Raw genomic sequence first — 17,987 nt, forward strand, 5'->3', positions numbered from 1 at the left:
GAGTCGAGCAGTTCGTGGAGGCGGCGGGTGACGGGGTGGAAGAGGCAGTGGAAGCCCTCCATGAACACGGTGCCCGCCTTGGCGGCGGCGTCGCGCACCTCGGTGGCCTCCTCGGCGTTGCTCGCCGAGGGCTTCTCGGTCAGCACATGCTTGCCCGCGGCGAGCGCGGCGAGGTTCCACGGCCCGTGCAGGCTGTTGGCCAGGGGGTTGTGGACGACCTCCACATCGGGGTCGGCGATCACATCGGCGTAGGAGCCAGGACGCGCTCGACGCCGTGCTCGGCGGCGAAGGCATCGGCCCGGCCACGGGAGCGGGCGGCCACCGCGACGAGACGGTGGCCGCCCGCACGGGCGGGGCCGATGAGGGAGAGCCCGGAGATCCGGGCGGCGCCCAGGACCCCGATGCGCAGCGGCTCGGCGTCGTCATGCCTTGCGTACCTCTTCCATGGTCACAGGGCGGTGTTCACGCAACGACAGGGTGCATGCCTCGGCGATCCAGCCGGCCTCGATGGCGTCGGCGACGGTGCAGGGGGAGGGCCGCAGACCCGCCGCGACCTCGGTGAAGGCGGTGAGCTCGGCCCGGTAGGCGGCGGCGAAGCGGTCCATGAAGAAGTGGTGCGGTGTGCCGCCGGGGAAGGTGGCGCCCGGTTCGACGGAGCGCAGCGGCAGCCTGTCCTCCAGGCCCGCGGCCACGCTGTCCGTCATGCCGTGGAGCTCCAGGCGGGCGTCGTAACCGCGGGGGTTGTGGCGGGCGTTGGAGACCACGGCAAGGGTGCCGTCGTCCAGGGTGAGGAGGGCGGAGGCGGTGTCCACGTCTCCGGCGGCCGCGATGTACTCGGCGCCGCGGTTGGCGCCGGTCGCGTAGACCTCGGTGACCTCGCGGCCGGTGATCCAGCGGACGGTGTCGAAGTCGTGCACGGCGCAGTCGCGGAAGATGCCGCCGGAGACGGCCACATAGGCGGCCGGGGGCGGCTCGGGGTCCAAGGTGGTGGACCGCACGGTGTGCAGTGGCCCGAGCTCACCGCTGACCACCGCCGCCCGCGCGGCCACGTACCCGGGGTCGAAGCGCCGGTTGTAGCCGATCTGGACCTCCACACCACCGCCCTCCACCGCGCGGAGGACATCGAGGCTCTCCTCGATCGTGCGCGCCACGGGTTTCTCACAGAAGACCGGTACGCCCGCCCGCACGGCGGCGAGGATGAGCTCGGGGTGGGCGTCGGTGGCCGCGGCGATCACGACGCCGTCCACACCGGCGGCGAGTACGGCCTCCGGCGAGTCGACCGCGCGGGCGCCGAAGCGCTCGGCGGCGGCGGTGGCGGCCGCGGCGACCGGGTCGGTGACCACGAGGGAGTCCACCGCGTCGAGGGTGGACAGGGTCTCGGTGTGGAAGGCGCCGATCCGGCCCAGGCCCATGATGCCGATACGCATGGGGGAGTTGTTCCTTTTCTGATGGTGCGGGTGCTGAGGGAGTGGCTTGAGGGCGGTGTTGCTTCTGGCGATGCGGCGGGTCAGCCGAGTCCGCCGAGGACGTTCTGGTCCCAGTCGATGACCGAACCGGTGACGACCCCGCTGCGGTCGGAGAGGAGGAGGACGACCAAATCGGCGATCTCGTCCACCTGGCCGAGCTTGCCCATCGGCTGGGCGCGGGCCGCCTCCTCGCGCCAGTCGTCGCCCGCGCCGTGGAAGGCCCGCTGGATGGCGTCCTCGCCCTCGGTGTCGGTCCAGCCCAGGTTGAGGCCGTTGACGCGGACGCGGTCCCAGCGGTGGGCGTGGGCGGCGTTGCGGGTCAGGCCCGCGAGCCCGGCCTTCGCGGCGGAGTACGGCGCCAGGAACGGATATCCGCCGTGTGCGCAGTTGGAGATGATGTTGACGATGGTGCCCGGGGCCTTCCTGGCCACCATGTCGGCGACGGCGGCCTGCATGGCGAAGAACGGGGCGCGCAGATTGATCGCGACATGCGCGTCGAAGAGCTCGGGCGTGGTGTCCAGCAGCGTCCCGCGCGAGGTGAGCCCGGCGGAGTTGACCAGACAGTCGATCCTGCCGTGGGCCGCCACCACCTGTTCCACGCTGCCGCGTGCCTGCGCGGGATCGGTCAGGTCGGCGCGGAGGAAGGAGGCCGTGGTTCCCTGGGCGGCGAGCTCCCCGGTCAGCTGCTCACCGGCTTCGGGGCGGCGTCCGGTGAACGCCACCGTGGCTCCTTCGCGGGCGGCGGCGCGGACGATGCCCGCGCCGATTCCCTGGCTGCCCCCGTTGACCAGGACGATCTTGTCCTGCAGCAGTCCCATGAGCGGTCCGTCTCCTTCAGCTCTGGCGGCGCTCGGCGCCGGCCCGCAGTTCGGTACGCAGGGTGTCCGGGGTCCAGTCCCGCTCCAGGGCGCGCCGGAGGGTGTCGGCCTGGGAGTCCGGGGCGAGGCCGCCGACCGGCGGGTCGAGGTCGAGGTTGGTGGGGAACGGGTAGCCCTCGGCGCAGGCCGCGACCACGTTGTGCAGCCAGTCCTCGGTGGCGCCTTCGGCCTTGCGCCGCCGCAGTACGGGGAAGACGGCGTTGACCACCGCCTCGCGGTCGACGGTCTCCATGGCGCGGCCGAAGGCGGAGGAGATCTGCAGCAGGTTGGCCATCCGCCGGATATCCGCCGAGCGATTGTGTCCGGCGGCGTGGAAGAGCGCGGGGTTGAAGAAGACCGCGTCGCCCGCCTCCAGCGGCAGCTGGACGTGGTGCTCGGCGAAGTAGGCCATGAACTCCGGGCGGCGCCAGGCCAGATAGCCGGGCTCGTACGCTTGCGAGTACGGCAGGTAGAGCGTCGGGCCGGACTCGACCGGCATGGCGCAGTGGGCGACCGCGCCCTGCAGGGTCAGCACAGGGGAGAGCCGGTGGACATGGGCGGGATAGGCCGCGGCCCGCGCCTCGGAGAGGAAGCCGAGGTGGTAGTCGCGGTGCACGCTCTGGGCCGCGCCGCCCGGGTTGACCTGGTTGATCTGTGAGGTGACCTGGTAGCCGGGGCCGAGCCAGGCGGTGGCCACCAGCGCGATGAGGTCGTTGGCGTAGTAGTCGGCGAAGACCTCCGGTGCGCTCAGGGCCAGCTTCTCCAGCGCGTTCCACACCCGGTCGTTGGCGCCGGGCTTGGCGAAGTGGTCACCGCGGGCGGCGCCCGCCGCCCGTTCCCGCTCGATCAGCGCCGTGAACGCCTCGGTGGCCCGGTCCAGGACCGACACGTCGGGGAAGGCGCCCTTGAACACCACGATGCCGGGGCCGTCCAGCAGGGCGTGGACCAGTTCCGCCTGTGCCTCCCGGCGACCGGGGGCCGTGGCGGCCCGGGCCCGCAGGCGGTCGCCGTCGTAGACGGGGACGTCTCGCTCCACAGCGTCGGCACCGGGATAGTCGCCGGGGTCGGTGGTCCGCTCGACCAGGGCGCGGAAGGCCTCGAGGGAGCAGTCGGCCTCACTGAGCCAGGCATGAGACCTCGGAGCGATGAGGGGCATTGCTTTCCGATCCTTCCCGTGGGCTGCGGCTTTCTGCCAGTGTTGTGATCGGCTGAGCATCGAGCAATCCTCAGCGGCCCATCAAAAACCCTTCAGGAAGGCACACCGATGGCCCATCCGTATCCCATCCGGGAGATCGCCCGGCAGGCGGGCCTGAGCGAGGCCACCGTCGACCGGGTGCTGAACAACCGGGGCGGGGTGCGCGAGAGCACCAGCCGGGAGGTCCATCAGGCGATCAAGGACCTGGACCGACAGCGCACCCAGGTCCGCATCGGTGGCCGCACCTTCCTGATCGACATCGTGATGCAGGCCCCTGAGCGCTTCTCCTCGGCGGTCCGCGCCGCCCTGGAGGCGGAGCTGCCCTCGCTGCGCCCGGCGGTGATGCGATCGCGCTTCCACTTCCGCGAGACCGGTCCGGTGGAGGAGCTGATCGCCACGCTGGACCGCATCGCCCAGCGCGGCGGCTGCCAGGGGATCGTCCTGAAGGCGCCCGACGTACCCGAGGTCACCGCGGCCGTCGGCCGCCTGGCCGCCTTCGGGCTACCGGTGGTGACCCTGGTGACCGACCTGCCCAGCAGCGCCCGCCGGGCCTACGTCGGCATCGACAACCGCGCCGCCGGGGCCACCGCCGCGTACCTCATGGGCCAGTGGCTCGGCGACCGCCCCGGCAATGTGCTCACCACCATCAGCCGGGGGTCCTTCCGCGGTGAGGAGGAACGCGAGATGGGCTTCCGCAGCGCCCTGCGCAACGCACACCCCGGGCGCACGCTCGTCGAGGTCACCGACAGCGACGGCCTGGACGCCACCCAGCGCGATCTGGTCCTGCGGGCGCTGCGACGCGACCCGGACATCCGGGCGGTCTACTCGATCGGCGGCGGCAACACCGCGACGATCCAGGCCTTCGAGGAACTCGGCCGCGGCTACGAGGTGTTCATCGCCCACGACCTCGACCACGACAACACCCGGCTGCTGCGCGAGCGCCGGCTGTCCGCGGTGCTCCACCACGACCTGGGCCAGGACATGCGCCGCGCCTGCCAGGTCATCATGCGGGCCCACGGAGCGCTCCCCGACGACGGCCCCTCGCTGCCCTCGCCCATCCAGGTCGTCACGCCGTACAACATGCCGCCCGACGCGGCCTGAGACGCCGGATCGCGGCACCCTCCCGGTATCCGCCGACACCCTCCGCTCGGCTTGGCGAGATCCCGTTGAACCACGTCACTCGTGCCACTGGGAGCCGTTTCCGCCCTCGCATAGCGTCGGAACAGGGCCAGACGGACTGGCCATCACCGCATATGAGGGAACATTTCATGCTCGCCCAGATCGTCCTGTTCGACGGCTTCGACCTCCTCGATGTGCTCGCCCCCTACGAAGTGCTGTACGCCGGTGGTATGGCCTCCGGAGGAGCGCTGCGCGCGGAGCTGGTGTCCGCCGAGGGGCCGCGTGAGGTGGTGAGCGGGGTCGGCGGCGTACCGCTGCGCGCCACGGCCGCCCTGGATCCCGCGAGGGCGGACCTGGTGGTGGTCCCCGGTGCCGCCGGCCGTGTCGGAGAGCCCGGCGAGGTCCCCGACCACGACGCCGACGCGGACGCGGGCGAGTGGCGGGAGGACGAGTTCATCCCCGTCCTGCTGGGCCGCACCCTGAACACCGGCCTGCCGGGGCTGCTGAAGGCCGCCATGGACCGCCCGGAGGTGACCGTCGCCACGGTGTGCGGCGGCTCGCTCGTGCTGGCCATGGCCGGTCTGCTGGAGGGCCGCTACGCCACCACCCACCACATGGGCCTGGACATGCTGGATGCCACCGGCGTCAACGCGGTCAGGGCCCGGGTGGTCGACGACGGCGACCTCGTCACCGGCGCCGGTGTCACCTCCGGGCTCGATCTGGGCCTGTACCTGCTGGAGCGCGAACTGGGGCCGCGGATCGCCCACGCCGTCGAGGAGCTGTTCGCCTACGAGCGCCGTGGCACCCCCTGGCGCCACCACGGGCCGTCGCCCGTCGCCCTGTGACCACACCGCCCCACCGCCATCCGCCCCGACCCACCGTAAGGAACCACACCACCATGTCCGTCGCAGACTCCGTCGAAGGCACCTGGGATCTGTCCATCTCCACACCCATCGGCCGGATCAAGGCCGTGATCGAACTCCGCGACGAGGGCGGCACCCTGACCGGTACGGCCCACGGTGCGGGAGAGGAGGTCCCGCTGGCCGATGTGGCGCTCGACGGTGACCAGCTCAGCTGGCGTCAGGCCATCACCAAGCCGATGCGGCTGAACCTCGCGTTCACGATGACCGTCGAGGGCGAGACGATGACCGGCACCTCCAAGGCCGGGCGACTGCCCTCCTCCAAGGTCACCGGACAGCGCCGTGCCGTCCCCGTGGCAGCGGAGAGCTGACCGAAGTGGCAGCGGAGGGCTGACCGAATACGCCTATGAGGGAACCGGGCCGATGGCCCGGTTCCCTCACTCGTCCCCTCGGTCAGTGGCGCACCGCGAGGCTCATGAGATCGGCACCCACGATCAAGCGGCCCGAGTAGCCCTTCTGGGCCAGCCGCCAGCGGCCGACCTCGTTGTTGGCGGGGACGAGATGGGTGAGCACGAGGTTCCGGGCGCCGGCCGCCTCGGCCACGTCCCGGCCCACCTGCTCGATGGTGGTGTGCGAGGCGAGGAGGTGTCCGCGCAGCGCGTTCGCCTGTTCGCACGCAAGAAGAAGCGGCAGTGCCAACTTTCAACGGAAAAGTGCCGCCCGGCTCAGACGAACTGCTGGACCACCAGCACGGTCGCGCTCGCCACCGCGAGCACCATGGCGACAGCCCTGGTGCGCCGCATGTCCAGCCGGCTCGACAGCGGGCGGGCGAGCAGCACCCCGATCGCCGCGGCCGGGGCGAGCAGGGCGGTGTGCCACAGGCTGTACGTGTGCACCGCCCCCGTCGCCGCCAGGGTGGCCAGACTCATCACCGAACCGGCCAGGAAGAACCCGCTCATCGTGGCGCGCAGCCGCGGTCCGCTCAGCCGCTGCCAGACCATGGCCATCGGCGGCCCCCCGATGGCGGTCGCCGTGCCCATCAGCCCCGACATCAGACCGGCCAGCAGCACCGACCGCCGTCGCGGCGCGGGCACGAAGCCGCGCAGGCTCACCGCCACGCCCGTGAGGACGACCGCGGCCACCAGGAGGGCGAGGTACCGGGCGGGCAGCATGGCCACCAGCGCCGCGCCGCCCAGCACCCCCGGCACCCGGCCGACCAGCGCCCACCCCGCACCCCGCAGGTCCAGGTGGCCGCCCTCCAGCACCAGCACCGCGCCCGTGACCCCGGTGGCGAGCAGCAGGACCGCCACCGGGGTGAGCGAGTGAACTCCGGCGGGCTCATGCTTCCGTCGGCCCGGCGCTCAGCGGGAAGTGGCACAGGCCCTCGTGCGACTCCTTCCCGGTGTCCGCCGTGCCGTCGCGGATCACGACAGGAGGAGTGAGCTCGGCGCACCGGGCCTCGCTCTTCCAGCAGCGGGTGCGGAACCGGCAGCCCGACGGGATGTCGTACGGGGACGGGATCTCCCCGCGCAGCTGGATCTCGTCGTCCTGGGCCTCACCGGAGACGTCGAGGGTGGGCGCGGCGGACATCAGGGCGGCGGTGTAGGGGTGCACGGGTCGGTCGAAGACGTCCTCGGTGGGACCGTGCTCGATGACCTTGCCCAGGTACATCACCGTCACCCGGTCGGAGACATGCCTGACCACGGACAGGTCATGGGAGATGAAGACGTAGGAGACACCGAGCCGTTCCCGCAACTCGGAAAGTACATTGAGTACTTGGGCCTGCACCGACAGGTCGAGCGCGGACACCGGCTCGTCGCACACGATGAGGTCGGGGTCGAGCGCCAGCGCGCGGGCGATGCCGATGCGCTGCCGCTGTCCGCCGGAGAACTCGTTCGGGTAGCGGTGGGCGTCGCTCTCCCGCAGCCCGACGAGGGACAGCAGCTCACGGACCCGCCGCTCCCGCGCCTGTGCCGTGGGCACGACGTCGCGGTGGGTGCGCCACGGCTCGCCGATGAGGTCGGCCGCGGACATCCGGGCGTTGAGCGAGGCGAAGGGGTCCTGGAACACCATCTGCACCCGGCGCCGCCAGGCCAGCAGTTCCCTGCCCCTGAGGGTGAACGGATCGGTGCCGTCGAAGCGCACGGTGCCCGCGTCCGGCCGCTCCAGCCCGAGCACCACCCTGGCCAGGGTCGACTTACCACATCCGGACTCGCCCACCAGCCCGAGCGTCTGCCCGCGCTCGACCCGCACATCGACGCCGTCGAGCGCGGTCAGACGCCGGCGGCCATGGCCGAACGACTTGGTCACGCCGCGGACCTCGAGCAGTGGCGGGGGAGTGGCGGAGCCATCGGCCCGCGGGCCGGCGGCGGTGGCGGTGGTGGCGTCGGTGAGGGGCGTCTCAGGCACGGTCGAGCTCCTCGGAGAAGTGGCAGGCGGCCGAACGCGAGGCCCCGACGGACATCAGAGGGGGGCGCTCCTGGGCGCAGCGCTCCTGGGCCAGCGGACACCTGGCCTGGAAGACACAGCCGGACGGGACCGCGCTGAGCTCGGGCGGGCTCCCCGGTACGGCGGGCAGCGGACGGCCCCTGACGGCGTGTTCGGGGACCGAGTCGAGCAAGCCCTTGGTGTAGGGGTGGCGGGGGCGGGAGAACACCTCCGCCACCGGGCCGGTCTCCACCACATTGCCCGCGTACATCACCACGACATCGTCCGCGCGCTGGGCCACCACCGCCAGATCGTGGGTGATGAGCACCAGCGCCATGTCCCGCTCGGTCTGCAGATCCCGCAGCAGCCGCATGATCTGCGCCTGCACGGTGACATCCAGCGCGGTCGTGGGCTCGTCGGCGATGAGCACATCGGGGTCCAGCGCGACGGCCATCGCGATCAGCAGCCGCTGGCGCATACCGCCGGAGAACTGATGCGGATACGCGCGGGCCCGCAGCCGGGGCTCGGGGATACCGACGCGGGTCATCAGCTCGACCGCCTTCTCCCGGGCATCGCGGCGCGACATCCCGCGATGGATGCGGAACGGCTCGGCGAGCTGCCTGCCGACCGGCTGTACGGGGTTGAGCGCGGTCAGCGCGTCCTGGAAGACGATCGACAGCACGGGGCCGGCGAGCTTTCTGCGCCCCGCCTCGCCCAGCCGCAGCACATCGGTGCCGGACACCTTCACGGATCCGCCCGTCACCTCGGCCGTCGGGTCGAGCAGCCCGACGATGGACAGCGCGGTCATCGACTTCCCGCAGCCGGACTCGCCCAGCAGCGCCAGCGTGCGCCCCTTGCGCACCTGGAAGCCGACACCGTTCACCGCCCGGACGGTGCCCGAGGGAGTGCGCAAGTCGACACAGAGCCCCTCGACTTCGAGCGCGGGGTGGCCGGTCCCGGCGGGCGCGGGCAGGGTGGAGGACTTCACGCGATCATCTCCGAGGGAACAGCGGCCCGGTTGCCGCGCCGCTTCCGGGGCAACGTCAGACGCCAGCGCTGGGCCGGGTCGGTGGCCAGGCGGACCCAGGCGGCGAGCACCGTGGCCGACACCGTGGTGAGCACGATCGCGACACCCGGCAGCACGGCGATCCACCAGGCCGTCTGGAGGTATTGGCGCCCTTGCGCCACCATCAGCCCCCAGCTCACATCGGGGGGCTGGATGCCGATGCCGAGGAAGCTCAAGGACGACTCGGTCAGCATGACGAAACAGAAGTCGAGCGTGGCCACGGTGAGCAGCGTGGGCAGCGCGATCGGCAGAATGTGCCGGTAGATGATGTTCCGGCTCGGTGTGCCGAAGGTCCGGGCCGCGTCCACGAACAGACGGCTCCTCAGCTCGGCCGACTCCGCGCGGGCGGTGCGCAGATAGACCGGGACGCGCGCGATGGCGAGGATCAGCACGATGTTCATCGCGCTGGGCGCGAAGACATACAGCACGACCACCGCGATCAGCAGGGACGGGAAGCTGAGGATGACATCGGCGACCCGCATCGCGACGGTCTCGCGCATGCCCCCGTGGTAGCCGGCCCACAGCCCCAGCGCCGAGCCGATCAGCAGCGAGCACAACACCGCGGGTACCGCGACGGACAGCGTCGTCCCCGCGGCGTCCACCAGCCGGGCCAGCACGCTGCGGCCCAGCACATCCGTGCCGAGCAGCCCGTAGAAGCCGTGGTCGAGGGAGGGCGGGCGCAGCGAGGCGCGCAGATCCTGCCGTACGGCTCGCTCCCCGATGAACAGCCGGCCGCACAGCGCGACGAGGAACACCCCGGCGAGGATGACGGCCGCGACGGCCGCGGCCCGGTCCCGGCCGAGCAGCAGCCACCAGCGGGGCGGGCGTTGGCGCGACGGGACGGCTGCCGCGCCGGAGGGCCGGTCGGCGGAGTCGGCGGGGTCGGTCATGGTGGCTCCTTCGCTCAGGCCGGTACCGCCTGGCGCACTCGGGGGTCGATCAGGGCGTGGCAGACGTCCACGAGGATGTTCAGCGCGAAGATCGTCACCGCCGTGAGCAGGACGGCGGCCTGCAACACCGCGAAGTCGCGCTGCAGAATCGAGTCGATCATGAGCTTGCCGATCCCGGGCCAGCCGAAGATCGTCTCCACCACCACCGCGCCGTTGACGAGACCGACGGTGAGATCCCCGGCCACGGTCAGTACGGGCGTGATGGAGTTGCGCAGCGCGTGTCCGAACACCACGCGCTTGGGGTCGGCTCCCTTGCTGCGCGCGACCTTCACATACGGCGCGGACAGCGCGCCGACCATGCTGCCGCGGACCACCTGCACCAGCACCCCGAACGGGCGGATCAGCAGAGTGGCGATGGGCAGCACCCAGATCTCGGGGCCGCCCAGGGTGCCGGAGGTCGGCAGCCAGTCCAGACCCACTCCGAAGACCAGTACCCCCACGATCGCGAACCAGAAGTCGGGGATGCTGGCCGCCGTCATCGACAGCAGACCGGCGATCCGGTCGATGGGCGAGTTGGGCCGGTACGCGGCGAGGCTCCCGACCAGCAGCGCCCCGAGGATCGCCAGGAGCATCGTCATCCCGGCGAGTTGGAGCGTGACGGGAAACGCCTTGAGCACCATCGACCCGGCCGGCTCCCCGGTGCGCAGCGAGGTGCCGAAGTCGAGTCGCGCGGCATTGGTGAGGTAGTCCCACAGTTGCACCGGGATGGAGTCGTCGAAGCCGTGGGCGGCGGAGAATTCGGCGCGTTGCTGTGGGGTGGCGCTCAGCGGGAGGTAGAGATCGACGGGGTTGCCGGTCAGGCGCGCCAGGCAGAACACGCCCAGCACCACGAACACCAGGGGGATCGCGCTGGAGATGACGCGCTTGCGCAGGAAGGAGGTCATCTCAGTGCCTCCCCGCCTTCGCGGGACTGACCTCGGCCAGCCGCATCTCGTCCCCGGTGGCGGAATCCGGCCGGTACCGCACCTTCGGCGACAGCCCCAGCAGCCCGCGCATATGGGCCAGATAGGCGTACTGCGCGACGGTCTCGTTCTGGTAGCCGAGCACCTCGGCGAACGCCTTCTCGCGTGCCGTGCCGGACAGCGCGTCCGCCGCGGCGATGCGCCGGTCGAGCTCCTTGGTGCCGAAGGTGGACTGCGGGCCGTCGCTCACCAGGTACTGACTGGTGGTGAAGGCCGCGTCCCCGGCCTGGTTGCCGTGCATGATCAGCAGTGCGACCGGCCCGACGTCACGGGGCAGCGGACGCAGCTGGTACTGAAGGTGGGTGGCGGTGTCCGCCATGCGAATCCTCACGTTCAGCCCCACCCGTGCCATCTCGTACTGCAGGGCCTCGGCCACTTCCGAGATGCCGGCGAACATGCCGTTGCGCGCCACGAGGGTGATCTGCCGGTGCACCGGGACACCGTCGGCGGCGGCCTGTTTCACCAGCGCACGGGCGGCGGCCACCTTGTACGGGACTGGGGCGAGGTCGTCGTTGTGGCCCACCACGCCGGGTGGGACGAGCTGTGCGGCCGGCTTGGCCAGTCCGCCGAGAAGGGCGTCGATGATGCCCTTGCGGTCGACGGCCATGCCGATCGCCTTGCGCACCCGGATGTCGTCGAGCGGCGCCTCGCGGCCGTCCAGGCGCAGGGCGGTGGTCTCGTTGTTGGGATAGGCCACGGTGTTGCCCTTGTCGGCGCTGGTGTGGTCCAGCGCCGTCGCGATGTCGACCTCGCCCTTGTCGATCATCGCGGCGCGGACGCCGGCGTCGCTGCGCCACACGTACCGGGCCCGGGGGTAGGCGGGCGCCTTCCCCCAGTAGTTCTCGTTGCGGGCGAGGGAGATGGAGACACCGGTCTGCCATGACTTGACGGCGTAGGGGCCGGTCCCGATCGGTATCCGCACCTTGGCCTTGGTGCTGGTGGTACGCGGCACGATCTCGACGAAGCTGAGCCGCAGGGGGAGGATGGGGTCGGTCTTCTCAGTGGTGACGGTCAGCCGGGTGGAGCTGACGGCGTGTACGTCGAGCTTCTCGTCGCCGAAGACGTAGCCGTCCACGTTGCAGGCGAGATCGGAGTTGACGGCGCGGTCGATGGAGAAGGCGGCGTCCTTCGCCGTGAACGGCCGCCCGTTCTGGAAGGTCACACCGGGGCGGATATCGAAGGTCCATGTCGTGGGCTTCGTCTGCCGCCACCCGGTCGCCAGCAGCGGATCCAGCTTCCCCGAGGTGGGGTCGCGTTCCACCAGCGGCTCGGTGATGTTGGAGCGGACGACGACACCGGTCGCGGTCAGCGATGACTCGCAGGGCTCCAGCGTCGGGGGCTCCTGGGTGAGGACGACCCGCAGGGTGCGGCCGTCCGCGCTTCCGGCGTCACCCGCCGCGTCACTGTTCGCCACGGCGCACGCGCTGGTCAGCAGCAGCGTGCCGGTCGTGAGAAGGGCGAGAACTGTATGGGCCCGGCCCCGTTCCCGGTGCGGGCTGGAGGGTACGGAGGACTTCATCGTCGGCGTATCTCCGAGGGTGCTGGCGGGTTGCCGCCCGAGAACGACAGTCGACATGGCTGTCTACACTTACGTACCCGGTCTGCATTTGTGGACGCCGAAGCTAAACCGGAGGTGCCGGTGCGTCAAGGGATCTGACAACAGGCGCAGGTAGAGCGGTCCTTGGTCGATACTTCCCGATCATTGACAGCCTCATGAGCCACGTGCACAAATGAAGACAGCGCCTATATATGAGGACGGTGGTCATGGCCAGGACGGCTGCCCCCGGTGGCGACCGAGGGATGCGCATCATGCTCAACCACCGGATTCTGAGCAGGTTCGGTGAGCGGCTGAGGACACGGACCGAGGACCGGCATGAGTGGCTGGACGTCTGCGACTGGGACGCGGCACGGATCGCCGACGCCATCGCCTCCGTCGATGTGTACGTGGGCTCACAGCTCACCGAGGACCACGCGCGCCGGGCCCAGCGCCTCCGCCTCGTCCATGTCGTTGGCGCGGGCTACGACGGCATCCCCCTGGAGGCGCTGGGGCCCGATGTGACCGTGGCGAACACCTTTCACCACGGCGCGTCGATCGCCGAACACGTCCTGATGTGCGTGCTGATGCTGTCCCGGCGGGTGCTCGCGGCCGACCGGGAGCTGCGGGCCGGGCGGTGGCGGAACGTGGCCGTCGATGCCACGCTGCCCTTCGGGGACACCCTGCGGGGCCGCCGTGTCGGAGTCATCGGCTTCGGCGAGACGGGGCGGGAGATCGGCCGGCTGTGCCAGGCGGTCGGCCTGGGTGTGCGGGCCGTGCGTCGCGATCCATCGGCCCCGCTGCCGGACGGTTTGCGCCCCGACTGGGTGGGTGGCACGGACCGGCTCCCGGAGTTGCTGGCGGACTCCGACATCGTCGTGGTGACTGTTCCGCTGAGCCCCGCGACCCGCGGACTGATCGGTCCCGCCGAACTCGCCGCGATGGGCCCTCAGGCCGTCCTCGTCAATGTCGCCCGTGGCCCGGTCGTACAGGAGGAGGCGCTGTACGAGGCGCTGTCGGCGGGCACCATCGCCGGGGCCGCCCTCGATGTGTGGTGGGCCGCCCCACCCCACGCGCCGAGCCGTCTGCCGTTCCACACGCTGCCCAATGTGGTGATGACACCGCACAACTCGGGCCACACGGAGGAGACGTTCGCCGCCCGGGCCACGGATATCGCGGCCAACATCAACCGCCTGGAGGCGGGGAGCCCGCTCGGCAATGTGGTGCGCGCCGGCCGGATGCGGGCCGTGCCCGATGGCCCCGCGGTGGAGAGTGTCTGAAGCGGCTCAGGGGGCGATGGTGAGGTGGCTGATCAGGCCCTGATGGAGCGTGAAGCGATAGCGAAGGTCGACGGTGCCGCCGGGGAAGTCGCCCTCGAGCCGCTGGGTGACGGTGCAGTGGTCCGGGCCCTCGTGCTCGGCCCCGAGGAATGTGGTGGTGTAGGTGAACTCCGAGGTGGCGCGGTCCAGCCACCGCTCGATGGCGGGGATCCCCTCGTAGGTGTTGCCGTCGTCGACGACCGTCGCGTCCGGCGCCAGCGCGGTTGAGGCCGCGGACACGTCGTGCTCGTTGTGTGCCTTCAGGTACCGCTTGACGGCGTCGGGCAGATCGGTGGCGTCGAGGGGCGTGGTGCGGTCGGTCATGGCTGCCTCGCTGATGGTCTGTCGGATGGGGATTCTCGGTCGGTTCTCGGATGGGACGGCTCTCAGACGGCGGGTACGGTGCCGCCGTCGATGACGTGCTCGGCGCCGACGATGGCGGAGGCCCGGTCGGAGACGAGGAAGGCGACGAGTTCGGCGACCTCTTCGGGCCGGTTGGGACGCCCGAGGGGGATGCCGCCGAGGGAGTCCATGAGCGATGCCAGAGCGGACTCCCGGTCACCGGTCTGCTCGGCGATGCGGTCGATGAGCGCCTCGGCCGCGCTGGTCTGGATGAACCCGGGGGACACCGTGTTCACCCGTACCCCGAGCGGTGCCACCTGGTTGGCCAGGCCCTTGCTGTAGGTGGTGAGCGCGGCCTTGGCGGCGGCGTAGGCCAGCGTGCCGTTCCACAGCGGCATCCGCCGCTGGATCGAGGAGACATGGACCACCGCGCCCCCGCCTCGTTCGATCATGCCCGGGATCAGGGCGCGGTCCAGGCGGACGGCGCCGAGCAGATTGTGGTTGAGCTCCTGCTGCCAGATCTCCTCGGACATCGCCTCGAAGCCACCGGCGGGCGCGGCCGAGCCGCCGAGCGTATGGACCAGGATGTCCGTGCCGCCCAGCCGCCGCCTCGCCTCCCGCGCGATGTGTTCGGCGCCTTCCGGTGTGGTCAGGTCGGCGCCGACGAAGTCGTCGTCGCGGACGTCCTCGGGCTGAGAGCGGGCGGTGACCAGTACGGTCGCACCGGCCGTCCGCAGCCGGGCCGCGACCGCCGCTCCGGTGCCCTTGGTGCCACCGGTGACGAGGGCGCGACGGCCGGAGAGAGAGTCATTGGGTGTGGGCAAGGCTGTCCGTTCCGGAATGCGCGCAGGGCGCACCCCTTGTGACTGCTAAAATAGAAGCAAGTAACTTTCACATTAGCAGTAACTCGGGAGGGTGTCGCAATGGCAAGCCGGATCAGGCTGGAGGACCGTGAGTGCCCGCTGTCGACCACGGTTCAGCATGTGGGGGAGTGGTGGACGCTGCTGATCCTCCATGACGCCTTCGACGGCTATACGCGCTTCGATCAGTTCCAGCAAAGCCTGAACATCTCCACCAGCATGCTCACCACGCGGCTGAAGACCCTGGTGGCGGACGGCCTGCTGGAGCGGCGCCCCTATCAGACCAACCCGGTGCGCCATGAGTACGTGCTGACCGAGCGCGGCCGTTCGCTGCGGCCCGTGGTCGTCGCGTTGGCCGCCTGGGGCAATCAGCACCTCGCGCCGGAGGAGCGCGCCATGATCCTGGTCGACGCCCGCACCGGCGAGGAGGCCGAACCCGTCGTGGTGGACGCGCGCACCGGTCGAAGCCTCGATGACAGCGAGATGTACGTGTTCACCGCGGGCCCGGCCGCGAGCGAGGCGATGCGCGCCCGCTACGCGGAACTGGAGCGGCAGTTCCCCGTGCCCCACTCGCGCGCGTCCGAGTAGAGACGTACCGAAGATCACCGCGGCCGATGTGGCGGAGCAGACCATGGAAGCCCTGGCGAACGACTGGCCAGAAGCTTCCACCGATGAGGGGAGCAGGCAGGCCAAGGCCGCCTTGTCGCAGCCTCTGCTCGCGACCCCGGCCCCGGTATGTGATGTGCCGCGTCGGCGCTTACGTTGTCCGTGTCGGGCCAACGGCCGTTTCTCCCACCCGGACATCCCTCAGCGCAGCGAAGGCGGCGATTGTGTCAGAAGAGCGTCAGGACACCACGCGGGGCCAGGACACCACGCGGGGCCAGGACACCACGCGGAGTCAGGACACCACGCGGGCCGAGTTGATGAGTCGGCCCACACCGCTGGAGGCCGCGCCACGCCTGGCCCGTGCCATCGGGCTGGAGCCCGATGACCTGTGGGTCAAGCGTGACGATCTGATCGGGCTGGGCGGCGGCGGCAACAAGGTCCGCAAGCTGGAGTGGACGGCCGGTGCCGCCCGTGCCGAGGGCGCCACCACGCTGGTGACCAGCGGGGCCGCCCAGAGCAACCACGCCCGTCTGACGGCCGCGGCCGGGGCCCGGCTGGGCATGGACGTGGTCCTGGTCCTCGCCGGTGCGCCGACCGAGGGAATGACTGGCAACATCGCGCTCGACGGTATTTTCGGCGCCCGTGTCGTATGGGTGGGCGAGGTGAGCGAGGCGGAACTCGCGGCGGCCGTGGAGGACGTGGCCCGCGACCTGCGCGAGCGGGGCGCCCGGCCCGCGGTGATCCCCTTCGGCGGCTCCAGTGTGCTGGGCGCCCGGGGCTATGCCGCGGCGGGGACGGAACTCCTGGTGCAGGACCCGGACCTGACCACGGCGGTGGTGGCGGTCGGATCGGGCGGCACCATGGCCGGTCTCGTCCACACCCTCGGAGCCGAGCGGGTGCTGGGGGTGCACTGCGGAGCCGTCGCCGATCCGGAGCACACCGTCGGCCACCTGGCCGAGGGGCTGGCCGGACAGCCCGCGGCCACGTCCCTGCGGCTGCGCCTGGATCAGGTCGGGCCCGGTTACTCCGCGCTCACCGAACCGGTCATGGACGCCATCACCACGGCGGCCCGCACCGAAGGCATCGTCCTCGACCCCATCTACACCGGCCGTGCCCTGGCCGGTCTCATCGCGGCCGTCCACGACGGCCAGGTGCGCCCAGGGCAGCGCACGGTCTTCGTGCACACCGGCGGACTGCCGGGCCTGTTCGGGCACCCCGGGACACTGGAGCGGGCGCGTTCCGCCGTGGCCGACGCCGCCGTACGGTGGCCGCGCGGCTGACCGTCGCACCGGCACCACCCCGCCGTGCTTGAACGATCCGGTGTCACTCCGCGCGGGACTCCGCTCCCTCGGCGGCATCGACGACCGCGTCGGCGCACATGGCGAGTCGGCGGGCCAGAGCGCGCACATGGTCGCGCAGGGCGTCCGGATGCTCGATCACGAACGGGAGGTCCAGCCAGGCGAGTACGGAGGGCACCCACTCCAGCCGCTCGGCCCGCAGCTCGACCCGCACCCATGCGCTGCCTTTCCCCTCCTCGGGGGCAGCGGCGGCGTCCCACGCCGGTTCGGCGGGGAGTTCCCGCACGGTGGCGAGCCCGGGCGGGAGCCGGTGGCGGACCTGCTCGACCGTGCCCTGGACCCGGAGCGACACCTCGTGCAGATACGGCACTCCGGCCAGCCCGGACAGCACCCTGGCGGCCGGGTCGAACCTCTCGGGCACATCGAACGACCCCGGTAGCACCGAGGCCGTCTCGATCCGGTCCAGCCGGAACGTGCGCACCTCGCCGCTGACCGAGTCCGCCCCCGTCACATACCAGCGCCCGGAGTGTGCGACGACCCCGTACGGATGCACGGTGCGTTCGCTGCGCCGCCCCTTCCAGGCGGTGTAGCCGATGGCGACGGGCCGGCGGTCCCGCGCTGCCTCCGCGAGCATCAGCAGCACGCTCGTCTCCGGGACGGCCATGGGGCGGGCCGGGGCGGTGAAGTCGGCGGTCGCCAGCAGCGCGTCCAGCCGGCGGCCGAGCGCCTCGGGCAGCACCCGGCGCACCTTGGCGGCGGCGCTCTCCGCCGCCGCGACGGACGTGGTCACCAGCCCGGCCCGGCGACCGGCGACCAGCCCGAGCAACACGGCCAGCGCCTCCTCGTCGGTGAGCATCAGCGGCGGCATCCGATAGCCCGGTGCGAGCCGGTAGCCGCCGTAGCGGCCGCGCACCGACCGGACCGGGACGTCCAGGTCGATCAGATGGCCGACATAGCGGCGGACGGTGCGCTCGTCCACGCCGAGCCGGTCGGCCAGCTCGGCGACGGTACGGGTGCCACCGGCCTGGAGGATCTCCAGCAGGGCGAGCACGCGGGCGGTCGGTCGGTTCATACCGGGCAAGTATTCCGCGAATACCGGGCGGATGCTGTCCGGTATCCCTTCTAG

Annotated in this window: 19 protein-coding genes and 1 pseudogene; 6 read left to right on the forward strand and 14 right to left on the reverse strand. The window is 71.4% G+C overall.

Going from position 1 to position 17,987, the window contains the following annotated elements:
* The 4 genes and pseudogenes from GWI24_RS05035 to GWI24_RS05050 form a co-directional block, all read right to left on the reverse strand.
* Positions 1-409, reverse strand: a pseudogene (locus GWI24_RS05035) (Gfo/Idh/MocA family protein); the annotation flags it as partial.
* Positions 410-422: 13 nt separating this feature from the next.
* Positions 423-1,427, reverse strand: coding sequence for a Gfo/Idh/MocA family oxidoreductase (locus GWI24_RS05040; protein WP_210944682.1), 1,005 nt, complete (start codon positions 1,425-1,427; stop codon positions 423-425).
* 80 nt (positions 1,428-1,507) lie between these two features.
* Positions 1,508-2,284, reverse strand: coding sequence for an SDR family oxidoreductase (locus GWI24_RS05045; RefSeq protein ID WP_210944683.1), 777 nt, complete (start codon positions 2,282-2,284; stop codon positions 1,508-1,510).
* Positions 2,285-2,300: 16 nt separating this feature from the next.
* Entirely contained in the window at positions 2,301-3,479 is a 1,179-nt protein-coding gene (locus tag GWI24_RS05050) for a phytanoyl-CoA dioxygenase family protein (RefSeq protein ID WP_210944684.1), read from the reverse strand.
* Positions 3,480-3,587: 108 nt separating this feature from the next.
* Between GWI24_RS05050 and GWI24_RS05055 the strand changes: the two genes are divergently transcribed.
* The 3 genes from GWI24_RS05055 (at position 3,588) to GWI24_RS05065 (ending at position 5,868) form a co-directional block, all read left to right on the forward strand.
* Positions 3,588-4,619, forward strand: coding sequence for a LacI family DNA-binding transcriptional regulator (locus tag GWI24_RS05055; protein ID WP_210944685.1), 1,032 nt, complete (start codon positions 3,588-3,590; stop codon positions 4,617-4,619).
* 167 nt (positions 4,620-4,786) lie between these two features.
* Positions 4,787-5,482, forward strand: a complete 696-nt coding sequence (locus GWI24_RS05060) for a DJ-1/PfpI family protein (RefSeq protein ID WP_210944686.1) — start codon at positions 4,787-4,789, stop codon at positions 5,480-5,482.
* 53 nt (positions 5,483-5,535) lie between these two features.
* The gene (locus tag GWI24_RS05065; protein ID WP_210944687.1) at positions 5,536-5,868 is read left to right on the forward strand and encodes a hypothetical protein; all 333 of its coding nucleotides are present in this window, start codon (positions 5,536-5,538) and stop codon (positions 5,866-5,868) included.
* Between the two features lie 82 nt (positions 5,869-5,950).
* On the opposite strand, the gene GWI24_RS05070 is transcribed toward GWI24_RS05065, so the two are convergent.
* Genes GWI24_RS05070 through GWI24_RS05100 form a run of 7 tightly spaced genes read right to left on the reverse strand, consistent with a single transcriptional unit; the run spans position 5,951 to position 12,421 of the window.
* Positions 5,951-6,196 carry a hypothetical protein gene (locus tag GWI24_RS05070; RefSeq protein ID WP_210944688.1) on the reverse strand — a complete coding sequence of 82 codons (246 nt, stop codon included), beginning with the start codon at positions 6,194-6,196 and terminating at the stop codon, positions 5,951-5,953.
* A gap of 26 nt (positions 6,197-6,222) precedes the next feature.
* Positions 6,223-6,807: a sulfite exporter TauE/SafE family protein gene (locus tag GWI24_RS05075; RefSeq protein ID WP_308343476.1), complete on the reverse strand. Its 585-nt coding sequence runs from the start codon at positions 6,805-6,807 to the stop codon at positions 6,223-6,225.
* 28 nt (positions 6,808-6,835) lie between these two features.
* The gene (locus tag GWI24_RS05080) at positions 6,836-7,906 is read right to left on the reverse strand and encodes an ABC transporter ATP-binding protein (protein WP_210944689.1); all 1,071 of its coding nucleotides are present in this window, start codon (positions 7,904-7,906) and stop codon (positions 6,836-6,838) included.
* Positions 7,899-8,912, reverse strand: a complete 1,014-nt coding sequence (locus GWI24_RS05085; RefSeq protein ID WP_210944690.1) for an ABC transporter ATP-binding protein — start codon at positions 8,910-8,912, stop codon at positions 7,899-7,901. Before GWI24_RS05085 ends, GWI24_RS05080 begins: the two co-directional genes overlap by 8 nt.
* Entirely contained in the window at positions 8,909-9,880 is a 972-nt protein-coding gene (locus GWI24_RS05090; RefSeq protein ID WP_210944691.1) for an ABC transporter permease, read from the reverse strand. The genes GWI24_RS05085 and GWI24_RS05090 overlap by 4 nt, the downstream gene beginning before the upstream one ends.
* Before the next feature lie 14 nt (positions 9,881-9,894).
* Positions 9,895-10,824, reverse strand: coding sequence for an ABC transporter permease (locus GWI24_RS05095; RefSeq protein ID WP_210944692.1), 930 nt, complete (start codon positions 10,822-10,824; stop codon positions 9,895-9,897).
* Between the two features lies 1 nt (position 10,825).
* Positions 10,826-12,421: an ABC transporter substrate-binding protein gene (locus tag GWI24_RS05100; RefSeq protein WP_210944693.1), complete on the reverse strand. Its 1,596-nt coding sequence runs from the start codon at positions 12,419-12,421 to the stop codon at positions 10,826-10,828.
* A 245-nt stretch (positions 12,422-12,666) separates the two neighbouring features.
* Here GWI24_RS05100 and GWI24_RS05105 point away from each other — a divergent pair, with 245 nt between their 5' ends.
* On the forward strand, positions 12,667-13,716 hold the full coding sequence (locus tag GWI24_RS05105; RefSeq protein WP_247615908.1) for a 2-hydroxyacid dehydrogenase: 1,050 nt from the start codon (positions 12,667-12,669) through the stop codon (positions 13,714-13,716).
* 6 nt (positions 13,717-13,722) lie between these two features.
* Here the strand turns inward: GWI24_RS05105 and GWI24_RS05110 are convergent, their stop codons facing one another.
* Together GWI24_RS05110 and GWI24_RS05115 are read right to left on the reverse strand one after the other, a co-directional pair.
* Entirely contained in the window at positions 13,723-14,079 is a 357-nt protein-coding gene (locus GWI24_RS05110) for a nuclear transport factor 2 family protein (protein WP_210944694.1), read from the reverse strand.
* A 62-nt stretch (positions 14,080-14,141) separates the two neighbouring features.
* Complete coding sequence (locus GWI24_RS05115) at positions 14,142-14,921, reverse strand: SDR family oxidoreductase (RefSeq protein WP_210944695.1); 780 nt, start codon at positions 14,919-14,921, stop codon at positions 14,142-14,144.
* A gap of 99 nt (positions 14,922-15,020) precedes the next feature.
* Here GWI24_RS05115 and GWI24_RS05120 point away from each other — a divergent pair, with 99 nt between their 5' ends.
* The gene (locus GWI24_RS05120) at positions 15,021-15,545 is read left to right on the forward strand and encodes a helix-turn-helix domain-containing protein (protein ID WP_210944696.1); all 525 of its coding nucleotides are present in this window, start codon (positions 15,021-15,023) and stop codon (positions 15,543-15,545) included.
* 335 nt (positions 15,546-15,880) lie between these two features.
* Complete coding sequence (locus GWI24_RS05125; RefSeq protein ID WP_210944729.1) at positions 15,881-16,843, forward strand: D-cysteine desulfhydrase family protein; 963 nt, start codon at positions 15,881-15,883, stop codon at positions 16,841-16,843.
* A gap of 43 nt (positions 16,844-16,886) precedes the next feature.
* Here the strand turns inward: GWI24_RS05125 and GWI24_RS05130 are convergent, their stop codons facing one another.
* Positions 16,887-17,933, reverse strand: a complete 1,047-nt coding sequence (locus GWI24_RS05130) for a YafY family protein (RefSeq protein ID WP_210944697.1) — start codon at positions 17,931-17,933, stop codon at positions 16,887-16,889.
* Between the last annotated feature and the right edge of the window lie 54 nt (positions 17,934-17,987).

This window comes from Streptomyces sp. MK37H (assembly GCF_018035285.1).
GTDB classification, from domain to species: Bacteria; Actinomycetota; Actinomycetes; order Streptomycetales; family Streptomycetaceae; genus Streptomyces; species Streptomyces endocoffeicus.

Coding starts and splice junctions, on each gene's coding strand:
- GWI24_RS05040 (WP_210944682.1), bottom strand. CDS start 1,427: ATGCGTATCGGCATCATGGGCCTGGGCCGGATCGGCGCCTTCCACACC.
- GWI24_RS05045 (WP_210944683.1), bottom strand. CDS start 2,284: ATGGGACTGCTGCAGGACAAGATCGTCCTGGTCAACGGGGGCAGCCAG.
- GWI24_RS05050 (WP_210944684.1), bottom strand. CDS start 3,479: ATGCCCCTCATCGCTCCGAGGTCTCATGCCTGGCTCAGTGAGGCCGAC.
- GWI24_RS05055 (WP_210944685.1), top strand. CDS start 3,588: ATGGCCCATCCGTATCCCATCCGGGAGATCGCCCGGCAGGCGGGCCTG.
- GWI24_RS05060 (WP_210944686.1), top strand. CDS start 4,787: ATGCTCGCCCAGATCGTCCTGTTCGACGGCTTCGACCTCCTCGATGTG.
- GWI24_RS05065 (WP_210944687.1), top strand. CDS start 5,536: ATGTCCGTCGCAGACTCCGTCGAAGGCACCTGGGATCTGTCCATCTCC.
- GWI24_RS05090 (WP_210944691.1), bottom strand. CDS start 9,880: ATGACCGACCCCGCCGACTCCGCCGACCGGCCCTCCGGCGCGGCAGCC.
- GWI24_RS05095 (WP_210944692.1), bottom strand. CDS start 10,824: ATGACCTCCTTCCTGCGCAAGCGCGTCATCTCCAGCGCGATCCCCCTG.
- GWI24_RS05100 (WP_210944693.1), bottom strand. CDS start 12,421: ATGAAGTCCTCCGTACCCTCCAGCCCGCACCGGGAACGGGGCCGGGCC.
- GWI24_RS05105 (WP_247615908.1), top strand. CDS start 12,667: ATGGCCAGGACGGCTGCCCCCGGTGGCGACCGAGGGATGCGCATCATG.
- GWI24_RS05110 (WP_210944694.1), bottom strand. CDS start 14,079: ATGACCGACCGCACCACGCCCCTCGACGCCACCGATCTGCCCGACGCC.
- GWI24_RS05120 (WP_210944696.1), top strand. CDS start 15,021: ATGGCAAGCCGGATCAGGCTGGAGGACCGTGAGTGCCCGCTGTCGACC.
- GWI24_RS05125 (WP_210944729.1), top strand. CDS start 15,881: ATGAGTCGGCCCACACCGCTGGAGGCCGCGCCACGCCTGGCCCGTGCC.
- GWI24_RS05130 (WP_210944697.1), bottom strand. CDS start 17,933: ATGAACCGACCGACCGCCCGCGTGCTCGCCCTGCTGGAGATCCTCCAG.